Origin of the sequence: Dethiosulfatarculus sandiegensis, from assembly GCF_000931935.2 — a bacterium.
GTDB lineage: Bacteria > Desulfobacterota > Desulfarculia > Desulfarculales > Desulfarculaceae > Dethiosulfatarculus > Dethiosulfatarculus sandiegensis.
The window spans coordinates 33145-57850 of sequence record NZ_AZAC01000045.1; the positions used below are offsets into that span (position 1 = coordinate 33145).

At 53.3% G+C, this 24706-nt stretch carries 17 protein-coding genes and 1 tRNA gene; 16 read left to right on the forward strand and 2 right to left on the reverse strand.

Features of this window, described 5'->3' with window-relative positions; translation table 11 throughout:
* Positions 1-186 precede the first annotated feature (186 nt).
* The 3 genes from X474_RS20330 to X474_RS20340 all read left to right on the forward strand — a co-directional run bounded on the left by X474_RS20330 (position 187) and on the right by X474_RS20340 (position 9472).
* Positions 187-262 (forward strand) — tRNA-Cys (locus X474_RS20330).
* A 604-nt stretch (positions 263-866) separates the two neighbouring features.
* A complete protein-coding gene (locus tag X474_RS20335) occupies positions 867-5708 on the forward strand; it encodes a hypothetical protein (protein ID WP_044351599.1) in 4842 nt (1613 codons plus the stop codon).
* Positions 5709-5776: 68 nt separating this feature from the next.
* On the forward strand, positions 5777-9472 hold the full coding sequence (locus tag X474_RS20340; RefSeq protein ID WP_044351600.1) for a hypothetical protein: 3696 nt from the start codon (positions 5777-5779) through the stop codon (positions 9470-9472).
* 40 nt (positions 9473-9512) lie between these two features.
* Here X474_RS20340 and mtgA read toward each other — a convergent pair whose 3' ends face one another.
* Positions 9513-10205, reverse strand: a complete 693-nt coding sequence (mtgA, locus tag X474_RS20345; protein WP_044351601.1) for a monofunctional biosynthetic peptidoglycan transglycosylase — start codon at positions 10203-10205, stop codon at positions 9513-9515.
* A 517-nt stretch (positions 10206-10722) separates the two neighbouring features.
* Between mtgA and X474_RS20350 the strand changes: the two genes are divergently transcribed.
* From X474_RS20350 to X474_RS20375, 5 genes are all read left to right on the forward strand, one after another.
* Positions 10723-11010: an integration host factor subunit alpha gene (locus X474_RS20350; RefSeq protein ID WP_044351602.1), complete on the forward strand. Its 288-nt coding sequence runs from the start codon at positions 10723-10725 to the stop codon at positions 11008-11010.
* 428 nt (positions 11011-11438) lie between these two features.
* Complete coding sequence (locus X474_RS20360; RefSeq protein ID WP_044351606.1) at positions 11439-12035, forward strand: helix-turn-helix domain-containing protein; 597 nt, start codon at positions 11439-11441, stop codon at positions 12033-12035.
* A gap of 57 nt (positions 12036-12092) precedes the next feature.
* Positions 12093-12956, forward strand: coding sequence for an isocitrate lyase/PEP mutase family protein (locus X474_RS20365; RefSeq protein ID WP_044351608.1), 864 nt, complete (start codon positions 12093-12095; stop codon positions 12954-12956).
* Between the two features lie 147 nt (positions 12957-13103).
* Positions 13104-14141 carry a TRAP transporter substrate-binding protein gene (locus X474_RS20370; protein WP_044351610.1) on the forward strand — a complete coding sequence of 346 codons (1038 nt, stop codon included), beginning with the start codon at positions 13104-13106 and terminating at the stop codon, positions 14139-14141.
* Between the two features lie 123 nt (positions 14142-14264).
* Positions 14265-16187: a TRAP transporter large permease subunit gene (locus X474_RS20375; protein WP_044351612.1), complete on the forward strand. Its 1923-nt coding sequence runs from the start codon at positions 14265-14267 to the stop codon at positions 16185-16187.
* 138 nt (positions 16188-16325) lie between these two features.
* Here X474_RS20375 and X474_RS20380 read toward each other — a convergent pair whose 3' ends face one another.
* Positions 16326-17444 (reverse strand): aminotransferase class I/II-fold pyridoxal phosphate-dependent enzyme, encoded by a 1119-nt coding sequence (locus X474_RS20380; protein ID WP_044351613.1) that lies wholly within the window; start codon positions 17442-17444, stop codon positions 16326-16328.
* Between the two features lie 238 nt (positions 17445-17682).
* Here X474_RS20380 and X474_RS26595 point away from each other — a divergent pair, with 238 nt between their 5' ends.
* The 8 genes from X474_RS26595 (at position 17683) to htpG (ending at position 24705) form a co-directional block, all read left to right on the forward strand.
* Positions 17683-17838, forward strand: a complete 156-nt coding sequence (locus tag X474_RS26595; RefSeq protein WP_197282211.1) for a hypothetical protein — start codon at positions 17683-17685, stop codon at positions 17836-17838.
* A 79-nt stretch (positions 17839-17917) separates the two neighbouring features.
* Entirely contained in the window at positions 17918-18742 is an 825-nt protein-coding gene (locus X474_RS20385) for a transporter substrate-binding domain-containing protein (protein WP_044351614.1), read from the forward strand.
* Between the two features lie 156 nt (positions 18743-18898).
* Positions 18899-19909: an amino acid ABC transporter permease gene (locus X474_RS20390; protein ID WP_044351615.1), complete on the forward strand. Its 1011-nt coding sequence runs from the start codon at positions 18899-18901 to the stop codon at positions 19907-19909.
* Positions 19906-20637, forward strand: coding sequence for an amino acid ABC transporter ATP-binding protein (locus tag X474_RS20395; protein WP_044351617.1), 732 nt, complete (start codon positions 19906-19908; stop codon positions 20635-20637). The genes X474_RS20390 and X474_RS20395 overlap by 4 nt, the downstream gene beginning before the upstream one ends.
* A 206-nt stretch (positions 20638-20843) precedes the next feature.
* Positions 20844-21743, forward strand: a complete 900-nt coding sequence (locus tag X474_RS20400; RefSeq protein WP_044351619.1) for a DMT family transporter — start codon at positions 20844-20846, stop codon at positions 21741-21743.
* Positions 21744-21761: 18 nt separating this feature from the next.
* Positions 21762-22295 carry an N-acetyltransferase gene (locus X474_RS20405; protein WP_231688361.1) on the forward strand — a complete coding sequence of 178 codons (534 nt, stop codon included), beginning with the start codon at positions 21762-21764 and terminating at the stop codon, positions 22293-22295.
* 46 nt (positions 22296-22341) lie between these two features.
* The gene (locus X474_RS20410) at positions 22342-22563 is read left to right on the forward strand and encodes a ferredoxin (protein ID WP_044351620.1); all 222 of its coding nucleotides are present in this window, start codon (positions 22342-22344) and stop codon (positions 22561-22563) included.
* 234 nt (positions 22564-22797) lie between these two features.
* Positions 22798-24705, forward strand: a complete 1908-nt coding sequence (gene htpG, locus X474_RS20415; RefSeq protein ID WP_044351622.1) for a molecular chaperone HtpG — start codon at positions 22798-22800, stop codon at positions 24703-24705.
* The last annotated feature ends 1 nt before the right edge of the window (position 24706 follow it).

Consider the following 24706-nt stretch of genomic DNA (forward strand, 5'->3'; position numbering starts at 1 on the left):
CTTGTCCTTAAAATCCAGTTAAAAACTAACTTTTTTTGTTTTACAGAATCGTAATTAACCACTTGACACCAAGGGTGGGCATCGCTATGATTGCATCACTGAAGCAACGAGCTTAGACAACGTAAGCTAACGTCCAGACAGACCTTTTCAGGATCTGGCAGGCTCATGCAGCGACAGAAAATTAAAGGCGGCGTAGCCAAGTGGCTAAGGCAGCGGACTGCAAATCCGTTATTCACCGGTTCAAATCCGGTCGCCGCCTCCAGCAAAATCAAGGGGTCGGGCCAAAGGGTCTGGCCCCTTTTTAATTTGCCGGGCAGGAATTCAAGACTTAACCGCAAGACTCAACTACATGCAAATACTCTAATTCGGCTTTGTTCAATTCCTTCTGTTTTCTCTTTCCATACCTTGATTGGAAAAATAGTTTTAAAACCGTAATTGGCTTGACCCGCCAAGTATCAAAGTAATATGCTCAAAGAGTCATGTAAACGTGACGCCTGCCCTGGTATTTCCTTTTAAAACGAGCTCTGAAACCGTCGCACAGGAGGGTGAATTCTCTCTAACGGCGCATTCCCAGTCGGCCTGCCCGGTTTGTAAAAAATAGTCATTTATAAGTCATTAATAAGAGGATATTTTTGCGCTCTTATTCCGCCGTCGCCCTCTGAGGCGTCGGCAGACATGCACCGGCTGAACTAAACGCACTCACCCGGCGAATACCCTCCTGATGAACTCACGTAAAGACTGTTCTATTGGATGCTGCTTTTTCTTTTCCGTTCACCTATTGGCAATGACTTTTTTCCAATATGCATCCTTCAAGAAAAACACCGGTGATTTCTTGGGCTTTTGGCTCATAAAAAGGAGCAATGCAAATGCCTGACAAAGAGATCCTGAAAAAAATCGCAGAATTGACCTGCGATCTGAGTCCGGGGCCGGGAACTGGGGCCGAAGATTTGACCAAGGCGCGCAGGGTTCTGGCGGAGATGTTTGCTTTTCAACCAAAAACCGTGGAAATGATTCCGCCCAGGCTGGGTGAGGAGTTGGGCGCTTTTACCGGCGTCCTTGATGAGCTTGATCCGGGATTGAAAGAGGAAATTAATGATCTGGCCTCGGAAGCGGTTTTACTAAGGGAATCCGCGGAAAAACCAGCCGGGGGAGCGCTTAGGGTTTTTCGGCGGGAATCTCCAGTGCTTTCCAGCCTGAATCGCAATTCCAGGCCGTCCTGGGCCGCGGGCCGCAGGGTTGATGAGACAGTGGGGCCTTTCACCACCCCGGATGGCCGTCTGCACTGGTTTGATATTTATCGTCCGGTTCAAATGGTCTCTATTGTGCGAATAGGTTTTGCCAACCCCATAATGATGATCCCGTTAAGGGTCAGGATGAGGGGGCAGAGGACCGGTTTCGAGCTTCCCAAGGGTAGTGTGTGGATTCTCTCTTCACTATTGTGCCCCCAGGCTCCTGCTGATTCATACACCGGGCTCACCATAAAAGGCGGACGAGTATCCTTAAGCGCCCCGGCTCAGGTGGCCCAAGGAATCATGCATATTGGCCAGGGAGTTGTTCTTGATCTTGAACTGACGCTTGATCCCAAGCAGGACGCGGCCCCGAAACCCGGACCCGGAGCAGACGCAGGCGCTGCGGAATGTAAAACCCCGCAAAAGGTGAAGTTTAAATTCAACCCGGCGGAAGCCGAACTGGTCAAGGCAGATCAGGCAGGGGCAAAGGTTTACGGAAAGGAATACAAGCTGAAAAAGGCTGATCAGGACCCTTGGTTTGAGGCTTCGCTCAACCGCATCCTTTTCCCTTTCACTTCAAATCTTTCCGAAGTAATGATAGCCGATCTTCAATCGGAACTGTTTTTCCCGGCGGGCAAGGCTTCTTTGGAAAAAGCGGCCTGGGGCTTGGTGGTTACTGTCTGCGAGCCCGAAGACCTGGGAGAGGCAGAGGGCGCCGGAGCCTTGGTCCTTTTCACAGGGCCCGGACTTTGGGCTTCCTGGCGGGGGCAAAACCAGCGTTTGAGGCTAAACACCCATATTCTGGTGGATCCCGGGCGTTTGATAATCAGCTCAAGCAAGGCAAGGGGGCCGGGGGCCCATCAGTCAATCTCCCTTTGGCAAGAGGATGAAGACACAGAGCGCAGGTCGGTTGTTTCTCTGAACTATTCAAAAAAAACCCCGCTTCGCTATTTCTGCGAGGCAAGCGGCCGGGAAATGCTTTTGCTGGGAGGGATCGCCAGTGCGAGCTTAAGCAAGCCCATTCAGGCAAATTCACGGCGATTGAATTTAAAAGCCCAAAACGCACTGATTTCCTTTGTCTATGACCAAAAGGGTTTTTCCTTTGTCATGGCCTGGATAAGGCCTGGAATCTCCTTGGGTTCAGATCGGCTTATATCCTTGGCGCTTACCAATGCCCTTTTCACCACCACCCCCATTGCCGGAATGGCGGTGATGGGAGAACTGAACAAGGTTAACCAGGCTGATAAAGGCGCTGTGGCCCTTTGCGCCGGAGTTTACGGTATTTTGCCTTTTTTGCCGGACCCCTACGCAGCCAATCTTTCTGCGCGCAGGCCGCTTCCCCAGGCCTCGGCCGGATATGAAGCTCACCGCGAGTTTAATTATTCCCTGACCTCGGTGCTGTTTGTTTTTGTCAACTGGCAGGTTCCTCAAAAAAGTGAACTGAGTTTAATCATGGCGGGCGCGCCGGGATACTCCCTGGCTGTACACGGCCTGGCCCAGGAATCCCCCGAACCTGAGCCGGATTGGGATATGCCGGAAAAGACCAGGCATATGCTGGAGCAAGATCGGGACAGACAGGCCGGGCTGAGGAATATCTTTGAAGAGACCGCCGGGCCTGCTTCTGAAATATTTAAAATGATCGACCTCTCCACTAATTGCGATCATTTTGGGGTTGGGTTTGATCCCTTTGGGCAAAAAAAACCGGCCACACACGGCGGCGCTTCCGGGGCCGGAGACTCGGGCTTGAGGATTCAAGAGTTAAGCCTTTCAATTACCGGCAGCCGCCTGAGGTTGATTACCACGCCCCTTATTCAATGGGAGCCCGTGTGGACCGTGCAAAACCCGGCTGTGGGCTATTTCCCTTCTCCCATGGCTTCGGCCGGAGACGGCGGCCCCACAATTATAGGCAGCAACACCGTAACCCTGGTTCCCATAAAGCCGCAAAAGGTGTTGGCCAACCTTTTGAACGAATACAACGGCGATGGCTCGAGCGTCCCCATGGGGGCCCAGTTCACCCTGCCTTTTGGCATGAAGGCCGCGGCCAAGCTGATTCGCAGCACAGGCATTCACCAGCCTGATGCCAGGGTGGAGCTTATCCAGCCCCGGAGCTTTGACGATGCCCTTTTGGGAGGGCTTCAAATCCGGCTGGAGGCCTTGAGCCCGGATCATGGCCCGGACGCCGCATCTCCCAGTTTCCAGGGAGCCACGATTCAGCTTCGCAACGGGGTTGATCCTGTCACAGGTCATCATCTGGGTAAAAGCGTGCTCTCCGGCGGCGGAACCAACCAGGGAGTGGAATATATTTTTAACCAGGAAATGGAACCCTCCGCGCCGACCCGCAAGGTGCCGGTCACACGGCTTGATATCTCCGGTTACGGGGCCAGCATGTTCAGTGACTGGTACAACCCCAAGGCTGCGGTGGCTGCCACCAGCCAGGTCAGGTTAGATGTATTGGTGGGGCGCACCGCCCATGAAGTGGTTCAGGTGAAAAGCATCCTTTATCCCTGGGGTGTGCCTGTAGTCAGAACCATAACCATAGAGCGCCGAAAAGAGGGGTTGGTCTATCGCCACGACAGCGGCTGGCTGTCCATGGGGCCCGGTCTTTACAAGTACCCGGATCCGGACCCCGGCCCGAGTGTTTCCTTGCCGCCGAATTGGGCTCCGGTCAAGACTCACCCCGGCGCAATAAAGGCCGTGCACCTGGTGCGCAACATCCGGGAGACCGGGCGCATGATTGAAAAGGACTTGGCCGGATTAAACGTTGCCATGGCCGAGGTGCGCTTTGATGGGGATTTTGAGATCACAGGCACTCTCAAGGGGCAAAACGCGGATAATCTGGTTCCCGGCCAGGGACATGTGGGTTTTGTGCAGATGGGCCCCTTTGGCATTCCCCTGGGTTCGGAGCAGCTCAAGCTGTTTTTGGAAGAAGAGGGGCCGCTCGGTGGGCCGGTGGATTGCGTCATAGATGTGGCTGAATCGGGCCAGCTCATGCAGGTGGTCCGGGTGGAGGTCGCCCCTGCTCCCCATGATCACGGCATGCCGCCGTGCGAGTTTGCCGCTGTGGCCAAGGGCGGACTCAATCTTCCGGATGACGGAGACTGGGCGGTTCTGCGTCACGACTTGATTGCAAATGAGCCCAGGGCAGTGGACCCCGACTCCGGAGTCCCCCTGGTCCGGGCCGGACATTCGGACCACGCCTATTCACCGGTCTGGCAGATCGCAGATGCCCATGATCTTCTCCTGAGCCTCCCCCTTGCCGAATATTGCCTCATGCAGTCATCCAGCGCCCACAGGGTGCTTTTCCCCAAACCCCGCATCAAATCCGGCGAAAAGAAGATCATCATGGAAAAACCCGTCCTGGCCGATGCCTTTGCCATGATGGAGAATGCGGGCCTTTTCCCTGAGCGAAGCAGGTGCTTCACCGCCAGGGACAGTCATCACCTGGCGATCAGAGACGATGGGCGTTATGGGCTGAAGCCCAAAAAGGCCCTGTTCCCCGTACCGGCCGGGCAAGACCAAAGACATATGAGCGATACGGCTTCCTTTAAGATTTATGTGGATTACCCCACAGGGTCTCCAAGCAAAATAACCTTCACCCTGGACCCGGACGCCTCCCCGGCCTGGGTCATGGAGCAAAAAGACCTGGGCGTGGTCATGGACCTGGGGCCCTTGGAAGGGATCATGACCGTAAAACACCGCTTTTTGGCCAGGGACGGGGAACCGGCCTCAATGGAGGAGCCGGAGATGATCTACGGGTCAGCCCTGGCGGTTGTGGTTGTTCCGGTTCTGAGCTTTCTGGAACTGCTTGGCTTGGATGCTCCTTTTGGGGTGAGCTTTTCCAATCAGAATCCCCGCATGAAAGCCTCATTAAGGATAAACATTCTGAATCCCTGGAATCCGCCGGACAACTACATCTCCTTGGGGGCCCTGCACTTCAAGGGCAGCCTGGGCCTGGGGCTCAGCAATGATCCCAACTCCTTGCCCGCACAGCTCACCATGCCTTCCGGGACTCCGGAGGCAGAGGCCATTGGGCCGGGTTGGCACGGCTATTTCTGGGTTGAATTCGGGAGCAAGATTCCGATCGTGCTTCCCGTATTCGGCGAAGGCGTACTTACCTTTATCCTGCTGGGTAATGAGCTCATCGGTCAGGTGGTGGTGATAAAGCTCACCTGGGGAGCCACCATTACAGGCGACCTGGGGGTGCTTAAGGCTGAAGGTAAGTTCTATTTCGGCATAATCGTGGTTGCCGCCCAGAACACCCTGGCGGTGGGCATGTTCGTGGGGATCGCGGGCACGGCCAGCGTGCTTAACGGAATGTTCGCCATAACCATCAAGGTTGAACTGACTGCCATGATCGTCTTCAGCCCGGAGAAGATGTTTGTGGGCCAGGCCATGGTGGCCGCCGAGATAACCATCTGCTGGTTTTTGACGATCAGCTTTGAGACCCAGGTGGAGATGCAGGAAAAACTGAGCACTTAGGATTTTAGCCTTAATTGAAAGTCAACTGGCTTAAAGGAGAACTTTAAATTAAAGAAAGGAGCCTTATCATGCCTCCTTTTCCTCCTGTTCCGGAGAATAAACTGAGCCTTTTGTGTTTCCCTGCGAAATGGGAAGATCAAAAGCTTCATATCCGGGTGCTCACCATACCAAGGGGAGACCCTTTAACCGCTCCCTTGATAACGGCCAGGCCACCCCAGGCCCCGGCGGACGGACCGGCTTTTGCCAAGGCTGAGTTCAAGTTTCAGATCAATCTCATTCCCAGCCTGGAGGACCTGCCCGATCCGCTTAGTGTCACCAAACTGATCAGCCTGGATGCACCCGGGGCTCCCAGGAAAAAGGAAATCTTAACCGCCCTGGCCGGGCAGTTTGATATTGATCCGGCCATAGAGGCTGCCACGGCCAATCCCCGCAGGCCCAGAGGCGCGGTGAAAAAGTTGCTCACCACAAGTTATTGCCGGGCCTTTGCCTTTTCCACTCCCCGCACTCCCTATGCAGTGCTTGACGACAGTTATGCCTGCGCCTTGAGAGATCCCTGTCGCCTGCAAAAGGCGCCAGGCCCCAGTCCAACCCAAAAGGTGAGTTGGGGCAAGGTGATAGCCATGATGATGAGGCAGCACGTCATAGCCGAGATGGCGGGAATCATCCATCCTTTGACCGTGGACCCGGGGGAGGCCGACTTTTTCCAAAACGGCGGTTGGGTCTATGTCACCCTTGATCCGGCTTCGGACTATGCCCCTCATATTACGGCTGCTCCGGAAACAGCCAAGGTTTATGCCGCCCGCATCCCGGCCTTAAGTGAACAGGCCAGGCCCTTGTTTGCTTCGGTTCTTTTCCCGGTCTCCTTGTCCGGCGCTGTGCCTGTGGGGAATTTCGACGAGGTTTTTGACGAGGCCGCGTCTTATGACGACGGATTCGCCAAGATTGTGCACTCGGCTCAGGCCACAACCGGTGATCCGGTGGGACTGGAAGATGAGCATTCGCAAAGGCCATTATCCGATACGGGCATACAGCTTGGCTGTGATGACGAGCAGCAGTTGATCTGGCTTAACCGCCAGATAACCGATCCCGCAGTGGAGCAGAGGGATACACCCATGGGACTTTTCGGCTTTCGGGTGGATGTAAGGGAAAAGGGGAATTCCGCGTGGCATTCCCTGATGAAGGTCACCTCGGACCCCCGCATCGGTGGATCGGCGATCGGTAATTTTTCCGGTGAGCTGAATGTACAGCCCGCGCCTGTGCAGCTTGATAACGAGCCGGATGGGGATTACTGGATGGCCACCTACCTGACCCAATGGGAGGGTGGTTCGCTGGTGGTTCCGGACCCTGTGGCCAAGCGCCTTTCAGGCGAGACCGGGGCCTTGCTGGAAAGCCCCTATCTGGCTGTGGAGGCGGATCAGGTTCCCTTGCGTTATGGAAAGTCTTATGAATTTCGGATGCGGCTGGTGGATCTTTCCGGCAACAGCCCTGATGAGAGCCAGAATCCGGTCAACCCGGCTGAAGCGCCGGTGGCCAGGTCCGATTTTAGGCGTTTTGTGCCGCCCAAGGACTTGCGTATAACAGATCTGCCCAAATCCGTGGATCCGCTCAACCCTCCCGCCGGGCTGACCTTGAAAAGACCCCTTTTAAATTATCCGGCGGCAGTGTTTGCGGGCATTCCAAACGCCGCCGAGGAGTTGATCCAGGTCTGCGAGGCCATAACAGACCCGGCCGCCGGGGAGTCTCCCGGTTTGCCGGACCCGGATGCGACAATGGTGGAGATCTGCGTGCAGGCCGCCGGGCTGGATCTTGATACAGGGAATGACCGTCAGGAAAGTCCGCCTTTACGCACCGTTTACACCACCACCCGGGAGTTCCCGGCTGATTCTTCCCAGGAGCTTTGGCTTGAGTTTGAATATCAGGATGTAAATGATATCAGCCAATTATCCTGCCCGGCCAGCGGGGCGTTGCCTTTACCCACGGCAAGGGACCTGGTTTTGACCTTAACCCCCCTGGCCAAGGAAGACCCTGGCCTGGATTATTTTGGCTCCCAGGAGGCCAGGCGGGGCAGGGCCACGGACGTTTCCGTGCGCTCAACATCCAAAGACGAGCAAAAGCTGTTTGTGGATGAGCTCAGCAGTGACCGCCTGAGGGCTGTTTTGCTTGAGCCCGATGAAAAAGACACCCCCAGCCTTTTGGCCCGCCTGGCCGCCATGGGCAGGGGAGAAGAGTCGGACTCCCATATGATGGGACGCCTGGCCCTGGAGCTGGATCTTGATTTAAGGGGGCTCACCCTTACCGGCAGGCCGGGAGTGCGCACGGTCATTGGTTGTTCAAAGGCCATTGCCCACACCCTGGCTCCGGATAATTCTTCCATAACCTTTAACTCCAAGGCGGATCTGGCTGATATCTGGCTCAATGTATTAACCTTTGGCCTTGACCGGGACTGGACCTGGGACGGACTGAAAAATATTGCCTTTGAAGTCACAAGGCAGGGAGCAGACAAGGTGGGGACGCTTTTCCTGCCCAAAAGCGTTAACCCCCTGGTCCTGAAAAATCCGGATCGGAATCCGAACCGGCCTGATCGAACCTGCACCAGGTTTATATTCTTTGATGCCCTGGACCCCAAACCTCAAAAGTCAGACCTGCCTTCCGAGCTGGAGGCGGCCTATACCGTGACGCCGCTGTTTAAAAACGAGCCGGAGGATAAAGATGGCCCGCTTACGGTTTCTTTGAAACTGCCGGTGGCGGCCAAGCCCACCCAAACCCCCAAGCTGGCATCTGCCGGTGTTGCCTTGTCCCCCTATACCAGGGCAGAGGATTATTCCTATTCCCAGGCCAGGGAACAGGCCCTTTGGCTTGAGTTTGAACAGGAGCCACAAAACCCCCTGGACACCTATTTCGCCAGGATGCTTTCCCATGCCCCCGACCCCATGCTTACCAAAGGCCTTGAGGTGGAGAATCCGCCTGAACCGGCGCTTCCCATACCAGAGGAGCCCGTCAGGGTCATTCGTCCCGGTCAATCTGCGGATAAAGCGGGATTGGGGGCCATGCAGCGCCTGGTTCCCACAGACTCGCCGAGGCACTATATCCTGCCCTTGCCGCCGGGCCTGACCGCGGACTCGCCCGAGATGCTGGGCTTTTTTGTGTATGAGGTGCGGCTGGGGCATTATGCGGACACCGGCCAGGAGCCGCCTGATTTTGTCTGGTCCACGGCCAGGGCCAGGTTTGGACCGCCTTTAAGGGTAAAAGGCGTGCAACATCCCAAACCTGTGCTGCATTGCCAGGTGGACAACACAAACGATGGTGTGCTGGCCTCTGCGGAACATGCGGTCGCAGTGCATAACGGAGGAAAGATAAAACTCTCTCCGCCTGCCACGGATATGTGGATCATGCTCTACACCCAGGTGGCCCAGATTGACGGTGAAGACCACAGAAACATTCTGCTCACCCGCAGGCAGGCCAAGGTGCTTAAAACCTGGCAATCCGGATCAACCACCATGGAAGCGGCGGCGAATTTCGGTTTGACCAAGGATCCCCGGCCCACGGCCTATGCGGGCTTCAGCCACACAGAAATAAGGGAATTTCTTACCGGACTGGGCCTGCCCCGGGACGCTCCCTTGAGCGTCCTGGCCGTGGAGTGCCTGCCGGAAAGAGACCGTCCGGCCGATCCCCTGGGCCAGGACCTCGGCGACGTGCGCATTTTGCGGGTGTCTCCTTTGGTTCCTGTACCTCAGATATGCAAGCACCCACCTTGCGGGCCCTGAAACTATACCCGCTCCGGTCATGAAAAAGGCCGGAGCGGGTTTAAAATCCCCGCCTTTGCATGATCCGATAGATCCTGCGGGCCTTTATTCGAACATAACGGGATTTACCGGCTGGATTGTAATACCTGGGATTGGGCAAAATCGCTGCCAGGCGGGCGGCTTCCATGGGGCGCAGGCGGGAGGCGGACTTTTTAAAGTAATATCTGGCCGCAGCCTCCGCACCGAAGATCCCCTTGCCCCATTCGGCAAAGTTGAGATAGAGTTCCAGGATTCTTTTTTTGGAGAGCTGGTTCTCCATGCGGAAAGTGAGTATTGCTTCCTTGGCCTTGCGCAAGGGGTTTTTGGAAGGGGTCAGATACAGGTTTCTGGCCAATTGCTGGGTTATGGTGCTGGCCCCAAAGGCAAAACGCTTTTCTTCCAGATTGCGTTCAAAAGCCCTTTCAATGGCGTCGAAGTCAAATCCCTCGTGGTGCCAGAATTTATCGTCTTCCGCTATTAAAACCGCTTTGCGTAAATAAGGTGAGATGCGGGAAAGGGGGACGTATTTACGCTTTATGCTAAGGGGGCGGCCCTTTAGTTCGGCTTCATCCAGCCTCTGCTGCATAAAAGCGCTAATCTTGGGGGTGACGGTTTTAAGCGCCGATACATCAGGGATGAAAAAATAGGCGCACACATCTGCAGTCAGGAATAAAACTAAAAGTAAAAGAAATAATTTCAGTCGTTTAAAAGACAAGCTCACCTTGGGCTTTTTAAGTGGTTTAAAATTTTTTCCTTACCCAAACACATTTATATCACGGACACCGGGGGCAGCACCAACTCTCCTATTATGACATTTACGCAATAAGTTAAGCCACGGCCCGCAACATACGCAAATGATGCCGGTTTTTAATTGTCGGGATTTTATTCGGCTTGGCGCTTAAAAGCCCCTCATCCCGGGGAATAAAAATTTGAGTTTTAGCTAAATGTTATGGGCGCAATTTAAAAAAAAGCTCCTCACTATTTAGTATTAAGTCTGGTTTTATCTGCAAGGGGTGTTGTTTTTGAAAAGAAATACCCGATTAATCATAGTGGAAATCTTATAATCTTTATCTATTTCAACCTATGTTTGGCCTCTTAAGTAAAAAGCGCCTAAAAAAGCGCGCAAAGACGTGAGATAAAGACAATAGGCTTGACATTCTCGTGGATATTCGGCATATTAGCTCGACAGCTCGAACTAATGCTATCTGCACTTCAACCCGAGGAGAATCCAGTTGGCCCTGACTAAGGAAAAAATCATTAATGAGGTTTTTGAGAAGACTGATGTCCCCAAAGCTGAGGCGCGCAGAATGGTGGAAAGTTCCCTCGAGATCATGAAGGACGCCATGGAAAGCGGCGATGATCTTTTGATCAGCGGTTTCGGCAAGTTCACGGTCAAGAGCAAACAACAGCGCAGGGGCCGCAACCCCCAGACCAAAGAGGATATTGTTTTACCGTCCCGCAAGGTGGTGGTCTTCAAGACCTCTGGAGTTCTGCGTGACAGGGTCAATCAAGACCTGTAGACCTTGGTTGCAAACAAAAGTGACCCCAAGAAAGCCGCGAAACTTTCTTGGGGTTGACCCAGAACTTTTCCGAAAAGGCAAGGTTCTATTTCTTGATTAGCTCCGAGGCCGTTTTCCCCTGCTTGCCGCCACCCACCGGAGGGGAATCTCATCGTCCCGGGCTTATCAGTAATTTGGTGCGCCTTTTTTGTGAACAAATCCTTTTCCTTGGGAACAGGCGCTTAGCCCCCTTGCGACCGACCGGGTTACAAAAGACCCAACCAACTCACACCCACCGTCTGACAGATCGACCCCGGCTTTATAGTAGATCCCGTTTTTGGCTTAAATAACACGGAATAATGGCTTCAGGTTTCGCTTGCCTGGTTTTCGGGTTAAGTCCCATGGAAAAAGATTGACATCTGGTTTGCTGTTAGCATACTCTGCTCTTTATGAATGAAATTGAGAAGAAAAATCGGGAACTGACCATAACCATCGCCGAGCGCATAAGAGAGCTGCGCAAGGACCGGGGCTGGACCCTGCTTCAATTGGCCCGGGTAACCGGCTTTTCCAAGGGCTATCTCTCCCAGGTGGAGAATGCCGAGAAAAACCCGCCCATAAACACCTTAAACAAGATCGCCTACGGCCTTGGGGTTGATGTGGCGGCGCTCATCACCGGGGAGGGCGCGGAAAAACCAAAGCCCTTCACCCTGGTAAGACGCGGCGAGCGCAAGAACGTAACCCCCATGGATTCACATAAGGGCTATATCTATGAGTCCCTGGCCTATAAAAAGGCGGATCGGCTCATGGATGTTTTTATTGTGGAGGTGTCTCCCCATGCGGCCGATGATTTCTATGCCCATGAAGGCCAGGAGATAGCCCTGGTGCTGGAGGGCAGGCAGGAATTCACCTACGGCAAGGAGACGATGCTCATGGAACCCGGAGACACGGCTTATTTTGATTCCAATCAGCCCCACAAAGCCAGGGCCCTGGATGGCCGCCCCTGCAAGGTGTTGGTTGTTTTTACCAACCCCCGCAGGTCCGGGTAATTTTTTTTAGATGCAAGGTTTGTTATTAGCAAACTTTTTTTTCCCAAGGACATGAAGATGAAAAAAACCACGCTGCTTAAAAATTACATTTTAGAGTCTGAAATCCTGGTTATGCCCGGCGCTCACGATGCTTTAAGCGCCAGGATCATAGAGCATGCCGGTTTTAAGGCGGTTACCTTGGGCGGATATTCGGCCAGCGCCTCCCTTTTAGGCAAACCCGATCTTTCCCTGCTCACCCTTACGGAAATGGTCGATTGCTATCGCAGGGTGGCCGACGCAGTGGATATCCCGCTTTTCGCAGATGGCGACACCGGTCACGGCGGTGTGCTGAACGTAAGGCGCACAGTCAGGGAGATAGAAAAGGCGGGCGTTGCCGGAATGTTTATCGAGGATCAGGTTTTTCCCAAAAGATGCGGGCACATGGAAGGCAAGCAGGTGATCGATGCCCAGGAGATGGCGGCTAAGATAAAGGCTGCGGTTGATGCCAGGCAGGATCAGGATTTTATGATCATGGCCCGCACGGACGCTTTGGCGGTGAATGGAATTGATGACGCAATTAGGCGGGCGAATCTTTATCAGGAGGCAGGGGCTGATCTGATTTTTGTGGAAGCCCCCACCAGCCTGGAACAGATGCGCCGCATTACCGGTGAAGTTGCCGCTCCCTGTCTGGCCAACAACATCGAACAGGGCAAAACCCCCATGCTGCCGATAGACCAATTGCAGGAGATCGGCTACAGCGTGGTGGTTTTTCCGGTGGCTGCCAGCTATGCCGTAGCCAAGGCGGTCATGGACCTTATGACTGAACTCAAGAAAAACGGCACCACCAACGGCTTTTTGGAGCGCATGGTGACTTTTGAAGACTTTAATAATTTCCTGGGCCTTAATGAGCTGCGTAGCCTGGAAAAGAGCTTTGCCGACTAATGGTCTGGTCTAAAGGCCCCGCAGACTTTAGACCAGACCGTGGTTCACGTAAATGCTTGTCCAGGAAACTTTGCAAAAAGGCAATGTGAAGATTCGCAATTTGGTCCGGGAAAGGCAAAAAAGCCTTTTATAAAAGGGAGGAAAATCATGGGTCTTGCCAAAGGATTTCTGCCAAGAACAGGCCTCTTGGGAGCCGCCGTCTTTTTGTTGATCGGCCTGACATGGGGCTCTGGCGCTTGGGCCGCAGATCTGAAACTTACCTTTGCCAGCACAACCCCGCCCAAAAGCAACCTTGAATTGGCCTCCGCCCGTTTTGTCAAGGCCATAACCGATAAAACAGGCGGCAAGGTAAAAATCACTCATTACGGGGCGGGCAAGCTTTACAACGCCAAGACCATAAACTCGGCCATCAGCAAGGGGCAGGTGGATATGGGCATACTACACGTCGCCCTGGTGGGCAGGCGTTCTTCCGTGCTCGAGTTCATCGGCTCCTTTGGGGCCCAGGGTTGCTGGCAAAGTTATGATCACTATTTCCGCTTTCTGGATACCCCCAAGGTTCGGGAGCTGGCCTCCCGTGAGTTTGAAAAATATTTTAAAAGCCGCATCTTGGGAGCCTGGGCCTTTGGCACGGCTCTGGCGGGCAGAAGAGAAAGCCCCATAAAAAAGGTTTCGGATTATCAGGGGCTCAAGATGCGCACCTCGGGAACTGCCCAGGCCACCATGTACAAGGCCCTGGGCGCAGTGCCGGTGGATCTGAGCGCCAAGGAAATTTACACCGCCCTGCAAAGGGGAACCATAGACGGCGTTACCTCCGGCATGTCGCGTTGGCGTCGCAGCAAGCTATACGAAGTGGCCCCCTACCTCACAGTAGACCCCACCTTGCCTTATCTCAGCATGTGGTTTGTGATCAGCCAAAAAGCCTGGAAGCGCTTAAGCCCGGATCAGCAAAAACTCTTCATGCAGACCGCTGCGGAAGTGGAAGCCTGGACCAGGAAGAATGCTGCCAAGGAAAGAGCCCAAGACCTTGCCTTTTTAAAAGGAAAGGCCAAAGCTCTGGTGGAGTTCAGCGCGGATGAGCGTAAAAAGCTGGTTGAAACTGTGGTGCCGGTGATGAAGGAATATTCCAAAGGTCAGCTTAAGGACAAATATCAGGAACTTTGGGATCTTTTGGATCAAGCGAAATAAAAAAAGAGGCCCGGCGTCAGTCGCCGGGCCTTAGCTTGCCGACAAAGTCCGTGAGGAGTTTATCGATAAGTTTTAGCCCGGTGGGTAATGCCGGGCTTTTAACCCTTGGCCAGGGCATGGATCATGGAATCAAGAGCTGTTCAGGCAAAAAGCGGACCGGTCGACATGATAAGGGAAGGGGAGCTTCAAAAACCCCGCAAGGATATTTGGCAAATCATAGACAGCATAAACACCGCTGCCGCCCTCACTGCGGGCGGGTTAATGCTTTTGGTTGCCTTGTTCATGTCTTATGAGGCCTTTGCCCGCCATCTTTTCAACCGGCCGACCAGTTGGGTAATGTCCATATCCATCCTGGTCTTTATGTGGTTTCCTTTTTTAACCACAGGCTATGGCATCCAGAAATCAAAGCATGTCTCCTGTGATGTCTTTGTTTCACGCATGCCGGCCAGGTTCAGCCTGCCCCTGAAAATGGCCACGGATCTAAGCTCGGTATTCTTTATCCTGGCCCTGGGCTGGTACGGTTATGAGGCCTTTTTAGAGGCCTGGGTCATGGATTCCATGAGCGAGGGGCTTGTCAGGTATCCCATGTGGCTATTAAGGTTGGCCATACCGGTGGGTATGGGAATCAGCGCCCTGCAGATAGCAAGCAAGGTTGCCTACGCCATAAGGGAGTGCCAGGCAGATAATCAGCTCTCCCTTAAAAGCCGCTTTGTGATCCTGATTCCCTATTGCCTGACCTTGGCAGTGGGCCTCTTTGCCTTGTCCGTGCATATGCCGAGCGGCATTCTGATCCTGGCCTTGGGCCTTTTGTTCTGGGGTGCGCCCATTTCATTTGCCCTGGGTCTGGTGGGCATGGCCGGGCTTTTCTTTTTTCACGAAGGCATTGACGGTTGGAACACCTTGCCGATCGTGGCGGAACATACAGCCACCAATTTTGTATTGCTGGCCATTCCGCTTTTCACCTTGGGCGGCTTGATACTCTCCAAAAGCGGCCTGGGTGAGGAGATGTATGACTTAAGCAGCAAGTGGCTCGGTTGGTTGCCGGGCGGCCTGGGAGTGGCCACCTGCATCACCGGCGGGGTGCTTGCCGCCATGATAGGCTCAAGCACTGCGGTCACCGCCATTGTCACCCTGGTGGCCATGAAACCTTTGCTGGCAAGGGGATATGACAAAAAGCTGGTTATCGGAACAGTAACCGGCTCCAGCCTGGGGCTCATAATCCCCCCCAGTGTGGGATTTATTGTGTATGGGTTTCTTACCGACACCTCGGTGGGCGAACTCTTCATGGCAGGCGTTGTACCCGGCGCCATGCTGGTTTTGCTCTTCAGCCTGTATGTGATCTTTAACTGTAAGATTACGGGCCGTTATCAGGCAACGAGCTATACCTGGGCCGAGCGCCTGGCCTCTTTGAAACGTTCCGTGCTTATTTTGTTTGGCCCGGTTTTTGTGCTGGGCTCCATTTATTCCGGGTTGGCCACCCCCACGGAGGCAGGGGCCATATTGGTGCTTTACAGCCTTTTGTGCGCCTTTACCTACCGCAAATTGGATTGGCAGGGATTCCTCACCTGCCTCAAGGATTCGGCTGTATTGTCCACCATGATTTTAATGATCATGATCGGCGCGCTGGCCATGAGCCATGTCATAACCCTTTTGCAGATTCCATCCAACCTGGCAGAGGCGATCGTGAACTCGGGCATGCCCCGCCTGGCGATTATTCTGGTCCTGGTTGTTTTTTACCTCTGCCTCGGCATGTTTTTGGACGGCGGCTCGATCACGGTTCTCACCGTGCCGGTTCTGGCCCCTTTGCTGCCCGCTCTGGGGATAGACACTGTCGCCTTTGGGGTTATCCTGATGATGCTGATCGAAACAGCCCTGCTCACCCCGCCGGTGGGGCTTAATATCTTTACCGTCAAGGGGATAGTTGACGAACCCCTTTCCCTGATCATAAAAAGCGTGCTTCCCTTTGTCTTGATTTTGATATTCAGTGTGGCCTTGGTTTTTGTTTTTCCGGAGATCGCCCTTTGGCTGCCTGAGCAGATGCGCTAAGGGCTTGGCAATGAATTTGTCTGAGAGTTTGTGAAAGGCTTTTAATCACCAACACCTTAAAAAGTTTTAAGGTGTTGGTGAAATCTTTTTGGCAGCGCGAAATGGCCGTCAGGGGAACATGGCCTTTTGGGTCTCATTTCAATCCCTTTGCAAAAGCCATTCTTCCAGGGCGTTTATGGCATGGGGCAGGTTTTTACGGCCAAAACCAATGCGTAAATAATCGTCATATTGATCGTCATAAACTGAACCCGGTAATAAGAGAACTCCCTTTTCCCGGGCCAGTTCATGGCAAAAGTCTTCGGCCCGGTCTTTTCCCTTATAACGCACAAAGCTGATCGGCCCGGCCTGTGGGGCCTGCCACTGAAACAGATTTTTGTGCCTTTCAAAAAAACCATCCAGGATCTTAAGGTTTTTACTTATGATCTTGAGGATGCGGTTGATGATATGCCTTTGGTTTCGTAAGGCAACAGTGGCCAGAAATTCGCTGGGCCCCGGGTTGCAGATGGTGGTGTAGTCCTTGAATTCAGCCATGGTCTTTAACACTGCCTGGTTTTGGCTGGCCACCCAGCCCAGGCGCAGGCCGGGCAGGCCATAGGCCTTGGACGTCACCCCCAGAGACACGGCCCCGGCGTCCAGGTCGCAGAATGCGGGCAGGGTTTCCACTCCCTCATACTCCAATCCCCGGTAGACCTCGTCTGAAAAAACTATAAAACCATGGCGTTGCGACAAAGCGGCCAGGTCTTGCAAAAATTCCGGCCCGGCCAGGGCTCCGGTGGGGTTATGGGGGAAGTTGATCACAACCGCCCTGGTTTTAGGGGTCAACATTTCCATCAACTCATCCAGATCCCATTGCCAACGCCCATCAGGGACCGGATGCCACAGCCGCACCCGCACGCCCCCTGTCTGGGCCACCCTGGCCAGGGATTCATAACAGGGCCACTGTACAACCACTTCATCGCCTTTTTCCAGCACCCCGGCCATGAAGATATAGATGGCTTCTTCTGCTCCGGTATGCACCAGAACCTGGTCCGGGCTGATATTCCGATACAAGTTGGCCGTTTCGCGGCGTAAGAGCGGGTGTCCCCGGGATTCCGTGTATCCCAGGTTCAGCCCCAGGAAATGCTCCTTAACCCCGGGCTCCAGTTCAAGAAGTTCTGAAATGCTCATGGTTTCAGAATCCGAAGCTGAAAGTACAAAAGGCACCTCAAATTCGTAACGGGCGAAATATCTTTCCAACTTAAACGGAGGTAGTTTCATTTTGTCTCACCAGTTAAAAAAATCATATTGGGTTGACCGGATAAATACTGTATTGTGGGTCATGCCGAAGCCCCTTTGGGTAATTTTACCCGGTCCGGCGGTCAAAGGCCTTTTTAAAAAAAAGGTTTTTAGTTGCTTTTGAAACTGTTGCTCAAGTTGGCGGCTTGAATTTGGCGGCATTTCTCAACCCTGCAATCCAAGGCTAAACAATTGGTCTTCTGAATACAAGGAGGTCAACATGGCTAAGGGCGATCTTGAGGCCATTGAAGTTATATGCCCCAAGTGCCGTAGGACGGAGATAGTCTATATTCCCGCCGAAAAAATCCCCCTCTGCCCCAAATGCAGGATCCGGATGGCCTTCAAGGAAGTGTTGACCGAGGGTAAGGCTTACTGAATTGCAACCGTTCAAACAAGGCGTTTTTACGCATCCATCAAAATCCGGCTCAAAACAAATAAGCAATGGAGGGAATTTTATGAAACGCATCGTTTGCCTTGCCGCTGTTTTATGTTGCCTGGTTTTTGTGAGCGCCACCTGCCTTTGGGCCGCTGATATAGAGCTGGCCAAAAAATCCACCTTGGAAAAAATCCTCAAAAATGGAGAACTGCGGGTTGGATTTGAAGCCGGTTACATGCCCTTTGAAATGACAGATAAAAAGGGCAGGTTTGTGGGGTTCGACATCGACTGCGCCAAGGAGATGGCCAAGGCCATGGGGGTCAAGTTCGTGCCGGTGAATACCGCCTGGGACGGCATTATCCCCGCTCTTTTAACAGACAAGTTCGATATCATCATGAGCGGTATGACCTGCACCCAGGAGCGTAACCTCAAGGTCAATTTTGCCGAGCCCTATGTGGTGGTGGGGCAGACCATTCTTCTTCATAAAAAACACGCGGGCAAGGTTAAGTCATACAAGGACTTGAATGATCCCAAATTCATCGTCACCTCCAAGCTCGGCACCACAGGCGAGATGGCGGTTAAGCGCCTGATTCCCAAATGCACCTATAAATCCTTTGAAACCGAGCCGGAAGCAGCCTTGGAGGTGGTGAACGGCAAGGCGGACGCCTTTATCTATGACCTTCCCTATTGCGCTGTTTTCCACGGCCAGCAGGGCGCGGGCAAGCTGATCTTTTTGGATGAGCCCTTTACTTTTGAACCCATTGCCTGGGCGATCAGGCGGGGTGATCCGGATTTTATCAACTGGCTTAATAACTTTTTGCGTCAGCTTAAAAACGATGGGCGCTTTGACCGTTTTTATCAAAAGTGGTTCGAGTCCACTGCCTGGTTGAAAAACGTCCAATGAATACGGCTGCCTTTCTGTGAAACCTTTTTAGCCGGGGAGGGCTTTGCCCGGCTCTGATCGGGCAGCCTGTGGAAAAGGCCTTTCCGGGCCTTGACCACAAGCTGCCCGGCAGATCAAAAGGATTGAAAAGATTCCTTATTAAAAACGGTTGATCTTATGTATGTAAGCTCGGGACTGGAACCCAGACGAACAAGAAAATATTACCTTACCTGGGGTTCTTTTTTCTTCGCTCTGGTCTTTATCCTGGTGGGGCTTTTGTATTACTCCACCCAAATGGTTGATTATTCCTGGAGATGGTACCGGGTTCCCCAGTATTTCTTTTTTCAGGAGGAGGTTGAAGTCAGGGCCGAGGTCCAGGGAGAAGTCCTTTCCGTCAAAGATCAGAAAAAAAAGGCCCTGGTCACCGTGGGGGGGGAAGGGGAAAAGGAAACCTACACCGTGCCCCTTTCCGGGCTTTGGGTGGAGCAGGGCGATTTCATCAACATGGGCGATGTGCTGGCCAGCCACAAGGAATGGCAGGTCGGAATCCTTTTACAGGGGCTATGGCTCACCCTGAAGGTAAGCCTGGTGGCGATAATCTTCGGCACCATATTGGGGCTTTTCACCGGGCTGGCCCGGATCTCCCAAAATCCCACCCTGCGTTGGGGAGCTGTTACTTATATTGAAATTGTCAGGGGATCCCCGCTTCTGGTGCAGATATTCATTTGGTATTTTGTCTTTGGAACCCTTATCAACAGCCTGCTGAACCGTTATGGAATGCCCTCCATACCTCCGCTCTGGTTTGGCGTGGCGGCTCTTTCCTTTTTTGCCGGGGCTTATGTGGCCGAGATCGTGCGTGCGGGCATCCAGTCCGTTCACACCGGTCAAAACGAAGCGGCCCGCTCCCTGGGTATGAGCGCGAGCCAGGCCATGCGCCATGTTATCTTGCCCCAGGCCTTTCGCCGAATATTGCCGCCCTTGGCAGGTCAGTTTATCAGCCTGATCAAGGATTCCTCGCTTTTGGGCATTATCGCCATCAGGGAGCTGACCAAGGCCACCAGGGAGGTTGTGACAACCAGTCTCCAGCCCTTTGAGCTTTGGTTTGTCTGCGCCTTGCTCTACCTGGTGCTCACCTTCACTTTTTCCATGCTTGTGCAATACCTTGAGAGAAGGACGGTCATGTCGTGATCCAGGTCAGGAGCGTATCGAAAACTTTTCATTTGCCCCATGAGGTCAAGGCCCTGGTGGATGTGTCCTGCCGGGTGGGGGCAGCCGAGGTGGTGGTGATCATTGGCCCCAGCGGGTCAGGCAAAAGCACGCTTTTGCGTTGCTTGAACCGGCTGGAATACGCTGATGTGGGCAATATTTTAATAGATGGTGTGGATATATTGGATGAACGCACAGACATAAACCAGGTTCGCACCGAGGTGGGCATGGTCTTTCAGTCGTTTAATCTTTTCCCCCACAAATCAGTGGAAGATAACCTGATTTTGGCGCAAAGAGTGGTGCGAAAGCGCTCCAAGGCCGACTGCATGAAAAAGGCCCATATGCTTTTGGAGAAAGTGGGCATAAAGGATAAGGCAAGGGTCTTTCCCGCCCAACTTTCCGGCGGCCAGCAACAAAGGGTGGCGATCGCCAGGGCCCTGGCCATGGACCCCAAGGTGATGCTCTTTGACGAACCCACCAGCGCCCTTGATCCGGAAATGGTGGGCGAGGTGCTGGATGTCATGAAGGCGCTTGCCAAAGACGGCATGACCATGGTGGTGGTGTCCCATGAGATGGGATTCGCCCGAGAAGTGGCTGACAGGGTTATTTTTATGGACCAGGGGGCCATTGTGGAGGAGGGCGCTCCCAACCGAATTTTCGACCGGGCCCAAAACCCGCGCACCCAAAGCTTTTTAAGCCAGATTCTGTGATCTTGAATTTTGCCTTTGGGCGGTGGTTTTCGGATTGTTAATCGGCAGGTTGAATCACTTCATTTACCCCTGGCGAAAAGCGCCTCGCGGGCTGTATTATTGCCAGACTTGCAAAAGGGCCGTCTTTGGGGGTAAGCGAATCCAACCTCCGGTCCTTTTCCTGCACCCTGAACCTGAGGTGATGCCTGCTGAATAGGTGAAGGAATATGGCGCTCTCAAATTCAAAAACCCGTCTGGCCGCTGACCTCGCCTTGGTTGGGGTGGGGCTTTTTTGGGGCAGCTCCTTTGCAGTCATAAAAGACGCGCTCAATGAAACCACCCCGGCCAACCTTTTGTTTATGCGTTTTTTTCTGGCCTGGCTGGTGCTTTTGCCTCTTGCCTGGGTGAAAAGGGGGCAGTTTGGAACCCCCATGCTTAAATCAGGACTGATCTGCGGGTCCTTTTTGTTCCTGGCTTTCATGACCCAAGCCCAGGGTCTGGCCTTCACCACTGCCAGTAAAAGCGGTTTTATCACCGGCCTTAACGTGGTCCTGGTGCCTTTGCTTACGGTGCTGGTTTTAAGAAAATCCCCCAGTCCCGCGGCCATGCTCGGGGCTGTGGTGGCCTTTTGCGGGTTGTTTTTTCTAAGTAATTCAGGCGGGGAGATGGGGTCTTTCAATGTAGGGGACGCCCTCACCCTGGCCTGTGCTTTTTTCTGTGCGGGCCATATCATTTCCCTTGGGCGCTTTGCCCCGGGGAGAGACTCCTTTTGCCTTGCCTTTATGCAGTTTTCAGTGGTTGCCTTAGGCGGCCTGATCTGGGCCATGGCAACGGGAGAGCTTAATTTCAACTTGAGCGGACCGGCGCTTTGGGCCACCATTTACCTGGGGCTCACCTGCACCATATTGGGTTTTTGGGGCCAAACCTGGGCCCAGGCCTATACCAGCCCCACCAGAACAGCGATTATCTTCACCCTGGAGCCGGGCTTTGGCGCGCTTTTTTCCTATCTTTGGCTCGGCGAGGAGTTGGGGCTCACAGGCGTGTTGGGCGGTTTGCTTATCATAACCGGGATAATCCTGGCCGAGGTGAAACCCAAGGCCTGGAGTGTGGCCAAAACCAAAGCCTGAGCCCGGTTTTGGATATTCATGGAAACTTTTGCCCCGAGCAGGGAAAATCACATTCAAACAAGGGAAAGCCAGAGAAACAAGATGATCCGCAAGGCCATGCAATCAGATGTACTTTTTATCCACGGCCTTTTGGCTGACTATGCGGCCAAGGGTATTGTCATAGCCCGGCCCATAAGCCGAATTTATGACGCGTTGCGCGACTTTTTTGTGGCTGAGGATGAAAAGGGACGACGAGTGGGTTGCTGCGCCTTGAGCATTATCTGGGAAAATACCTGCGAGGTGCGCAGCCTGGTGGTGGCCCCACAATACCAGGGCCAGGGCTGGGGCGGCAGGCTGGTGAGGGCCTGTCTGGAAGAAGCCATTGAGCTTAAATTTCATCGGATATTCACCCTCACCCTGGAGACCGGCTTTTTCGCTTCCCTGGGCTTTAAGGAAGTTGATAAAAAAGAGCTGCCCCACAAGATATGGACAGACTGCATAAACTGCATCAAGTTTCCCGATGCCTGCGATGAAACAGCCATGATTCTGGATCTGCCCAAACAGGGTGATTGATCGATCATGGCGTCAGCCTTTTTATGCTTTAGCCTGGCGAGGTGTGATGAGCGCGCAAACTTCCAAATCCTCCCCTCCGGAAGTGGATATGGCCTGCTGCACCCTTTGCATGGGGTGCCTTGAGGTCTGCCCGGAGGTCTTCAGCTTCAATGAAGCCGCTGAGTTTATAGAGGTGGCTGAGCTTAAGTCTTATCCGGAAGATAAACTAAGGGAGGCCATAAACATCTGCCCCAGAAACTGCATCTCAAGGCCCGGCTCGGACACTTGACATTTGCCTTTCAGTTCTTATTTATTTAATTGGTTGCGTAAAAAGGGGGAGAACAGCCTCAAACAACCAAATAACTGAAAAAAAGGAAAGCCGGGGGGCTTTGCGGGGGTCGGCAAATCTTCAGATTTTCGAAAACCGCGCCAAAAGGCCGTCTTTTGCTTTTTTTAACACGTCCGCCCCAGATAAGGCTTTCCTCTTATTTTAAAACCTTAAACAGTAAAAAGAGCGTCACCCATGACAGAGCAGAAAAAGACTAAGCAGCATGAGTTCAGGGCCGAAGTAAAGCAACTTTTGGATATTCTGGCCAACTCCCTTTACACCAACAAAGAGATTTTCGTGCGCGAGCTGGTCAGCAATGCCTCAGACGCCCTGGATAAGGTCCGTTTTGAGATCAACCGGGGTGCGGAAGTGCGGGACAAGGACCTGCCCCTTGAGATCAGGATTTCCTGTGACAAAGAGAAAAAACTGCTGACCATAACCGACACCGGGCTGGGTCTGACCGAAGAAGAGGCCATAAACAACCTGGGCACCATAGCCAAAAGCGGCTCGGCCGAGTTCATGGAGCAAATGGCCGGGGAGCAAAACAACCTAGAAGGCATCATCGGAAAATTCGGGGTGGGCTTTTATTCTGTTTTCATGGCCGCGGAAAAGGTGGTGGTGAAATCCCAGTCCTATCTGCCCGAGGCGGGGCCAGTGGCCTGGAGCTCGGACGGTTCCGGGGTTTTTGAGCTGGAAGACCTGGAGCCCGGCCGTCAGAGGGGAACTGTGATAGAGGTTCACCTGAAAGATGATGAACTCTCTTTTGCCGAGGCGGATCGGCTCAAGGATATTATCAAACGCCACTCCAACTTCATAGGCTTCCCCATTTATGTGGAAGACGAGCAGGTTAACACCATACCCGCCATTTGGCGCGAGCCCAAGTTTTCCCTTAAACAGGAACAGTACAACGAGTTTTACAAGTTCCTCACCTTTGACAGCCAAGACCCCTTTGAGACGATCCATATTTCCGTGGATGCCCCGGTTCAGTTCAATGCCCTTTTGTTTATCCCCCAGACAAGTCACGATATGCCCGGTTTTAATCAGGAAAGGCCGGGAGTGGACCTTTATGTGCAAAGGGTGTTGATCCAAAAGGGCAACAAAGACCTTATCCCGGAATACCTGGGCTTTGTACGCGGGGTGGTGGATTCCGAGGACCTTCCCTTAAATATCTCCAGGGAAACCCTGCAGGAAAACCTTGTCCTGGGCAAGATCGCCAAGAACCTGACCAAACAGGTGGTGAGCCATCTGCAGAAAATGGCCGACAAGGAACCGGAACGTTATCTGGAGTTCTGGCGGGAGCATGGCAAGACCTTTAAGTTGGGTTATATGGATTTCGCCAACCGGGAGCGTTATGCCGAGCTGTTGCGCTTTAACTCATCTGCCTCAGACGATGCCGAAGGCCTGACCAGCCTGGCCGAATATGTGGAACGGAAAAAGACGGATCAAAACGATATTTACTATGTCTCAGGCCCCAGCCGGGAGGCCTTTGAACTGAACCCCCATATGGAGATTTTCCGCAAAAAAGGGGTTGAGGTGCTCTACCTGTTCGAGCCCCTGGATGAGTTTGCCCTGGAGGCCCTGGCCAAGTACAAGGAATATAACTTCAAGTCCGTGGAACATGCCGACACCAAGGACCTGGATAAATTCGAGTCCACAGAAGAAGATAAAAAACAGACTCCCTTAAGCAGCGAGGACAAAGAGGTCTTTGACCGCTTTTTAGAGCATGTGAAAGACGTTTTGGGCGACAGGGTCACAAAGGTCAAGGTCTCGACCAGGCTTTCCGACAGCCCCTGCTGCCTGGTGAATCCGGACGACGGCATGACATCTTCCATGCAGAAGATCATGCACATTGTAAACAAGGACGCCTCTATTCCCACCAAGGTTCTGGAGATCAACCAGGATCATCAGTTGATCAGAAACCTTTTGGAGGTCTTCAAGGGCAATCCCACGGATTCCTATTTAAAGGATGTGTTGGAGCAACTGTTCGAGTCGGCCCTGCTTACAGAGGGCTATCTGAAAGATCCCCACCAAATGGTGGCCCGCATCCAAAGCCTGATGGATAAATCCAGTTCCTGGTACCTGTCTGTGAAAAACGCCAAATAAG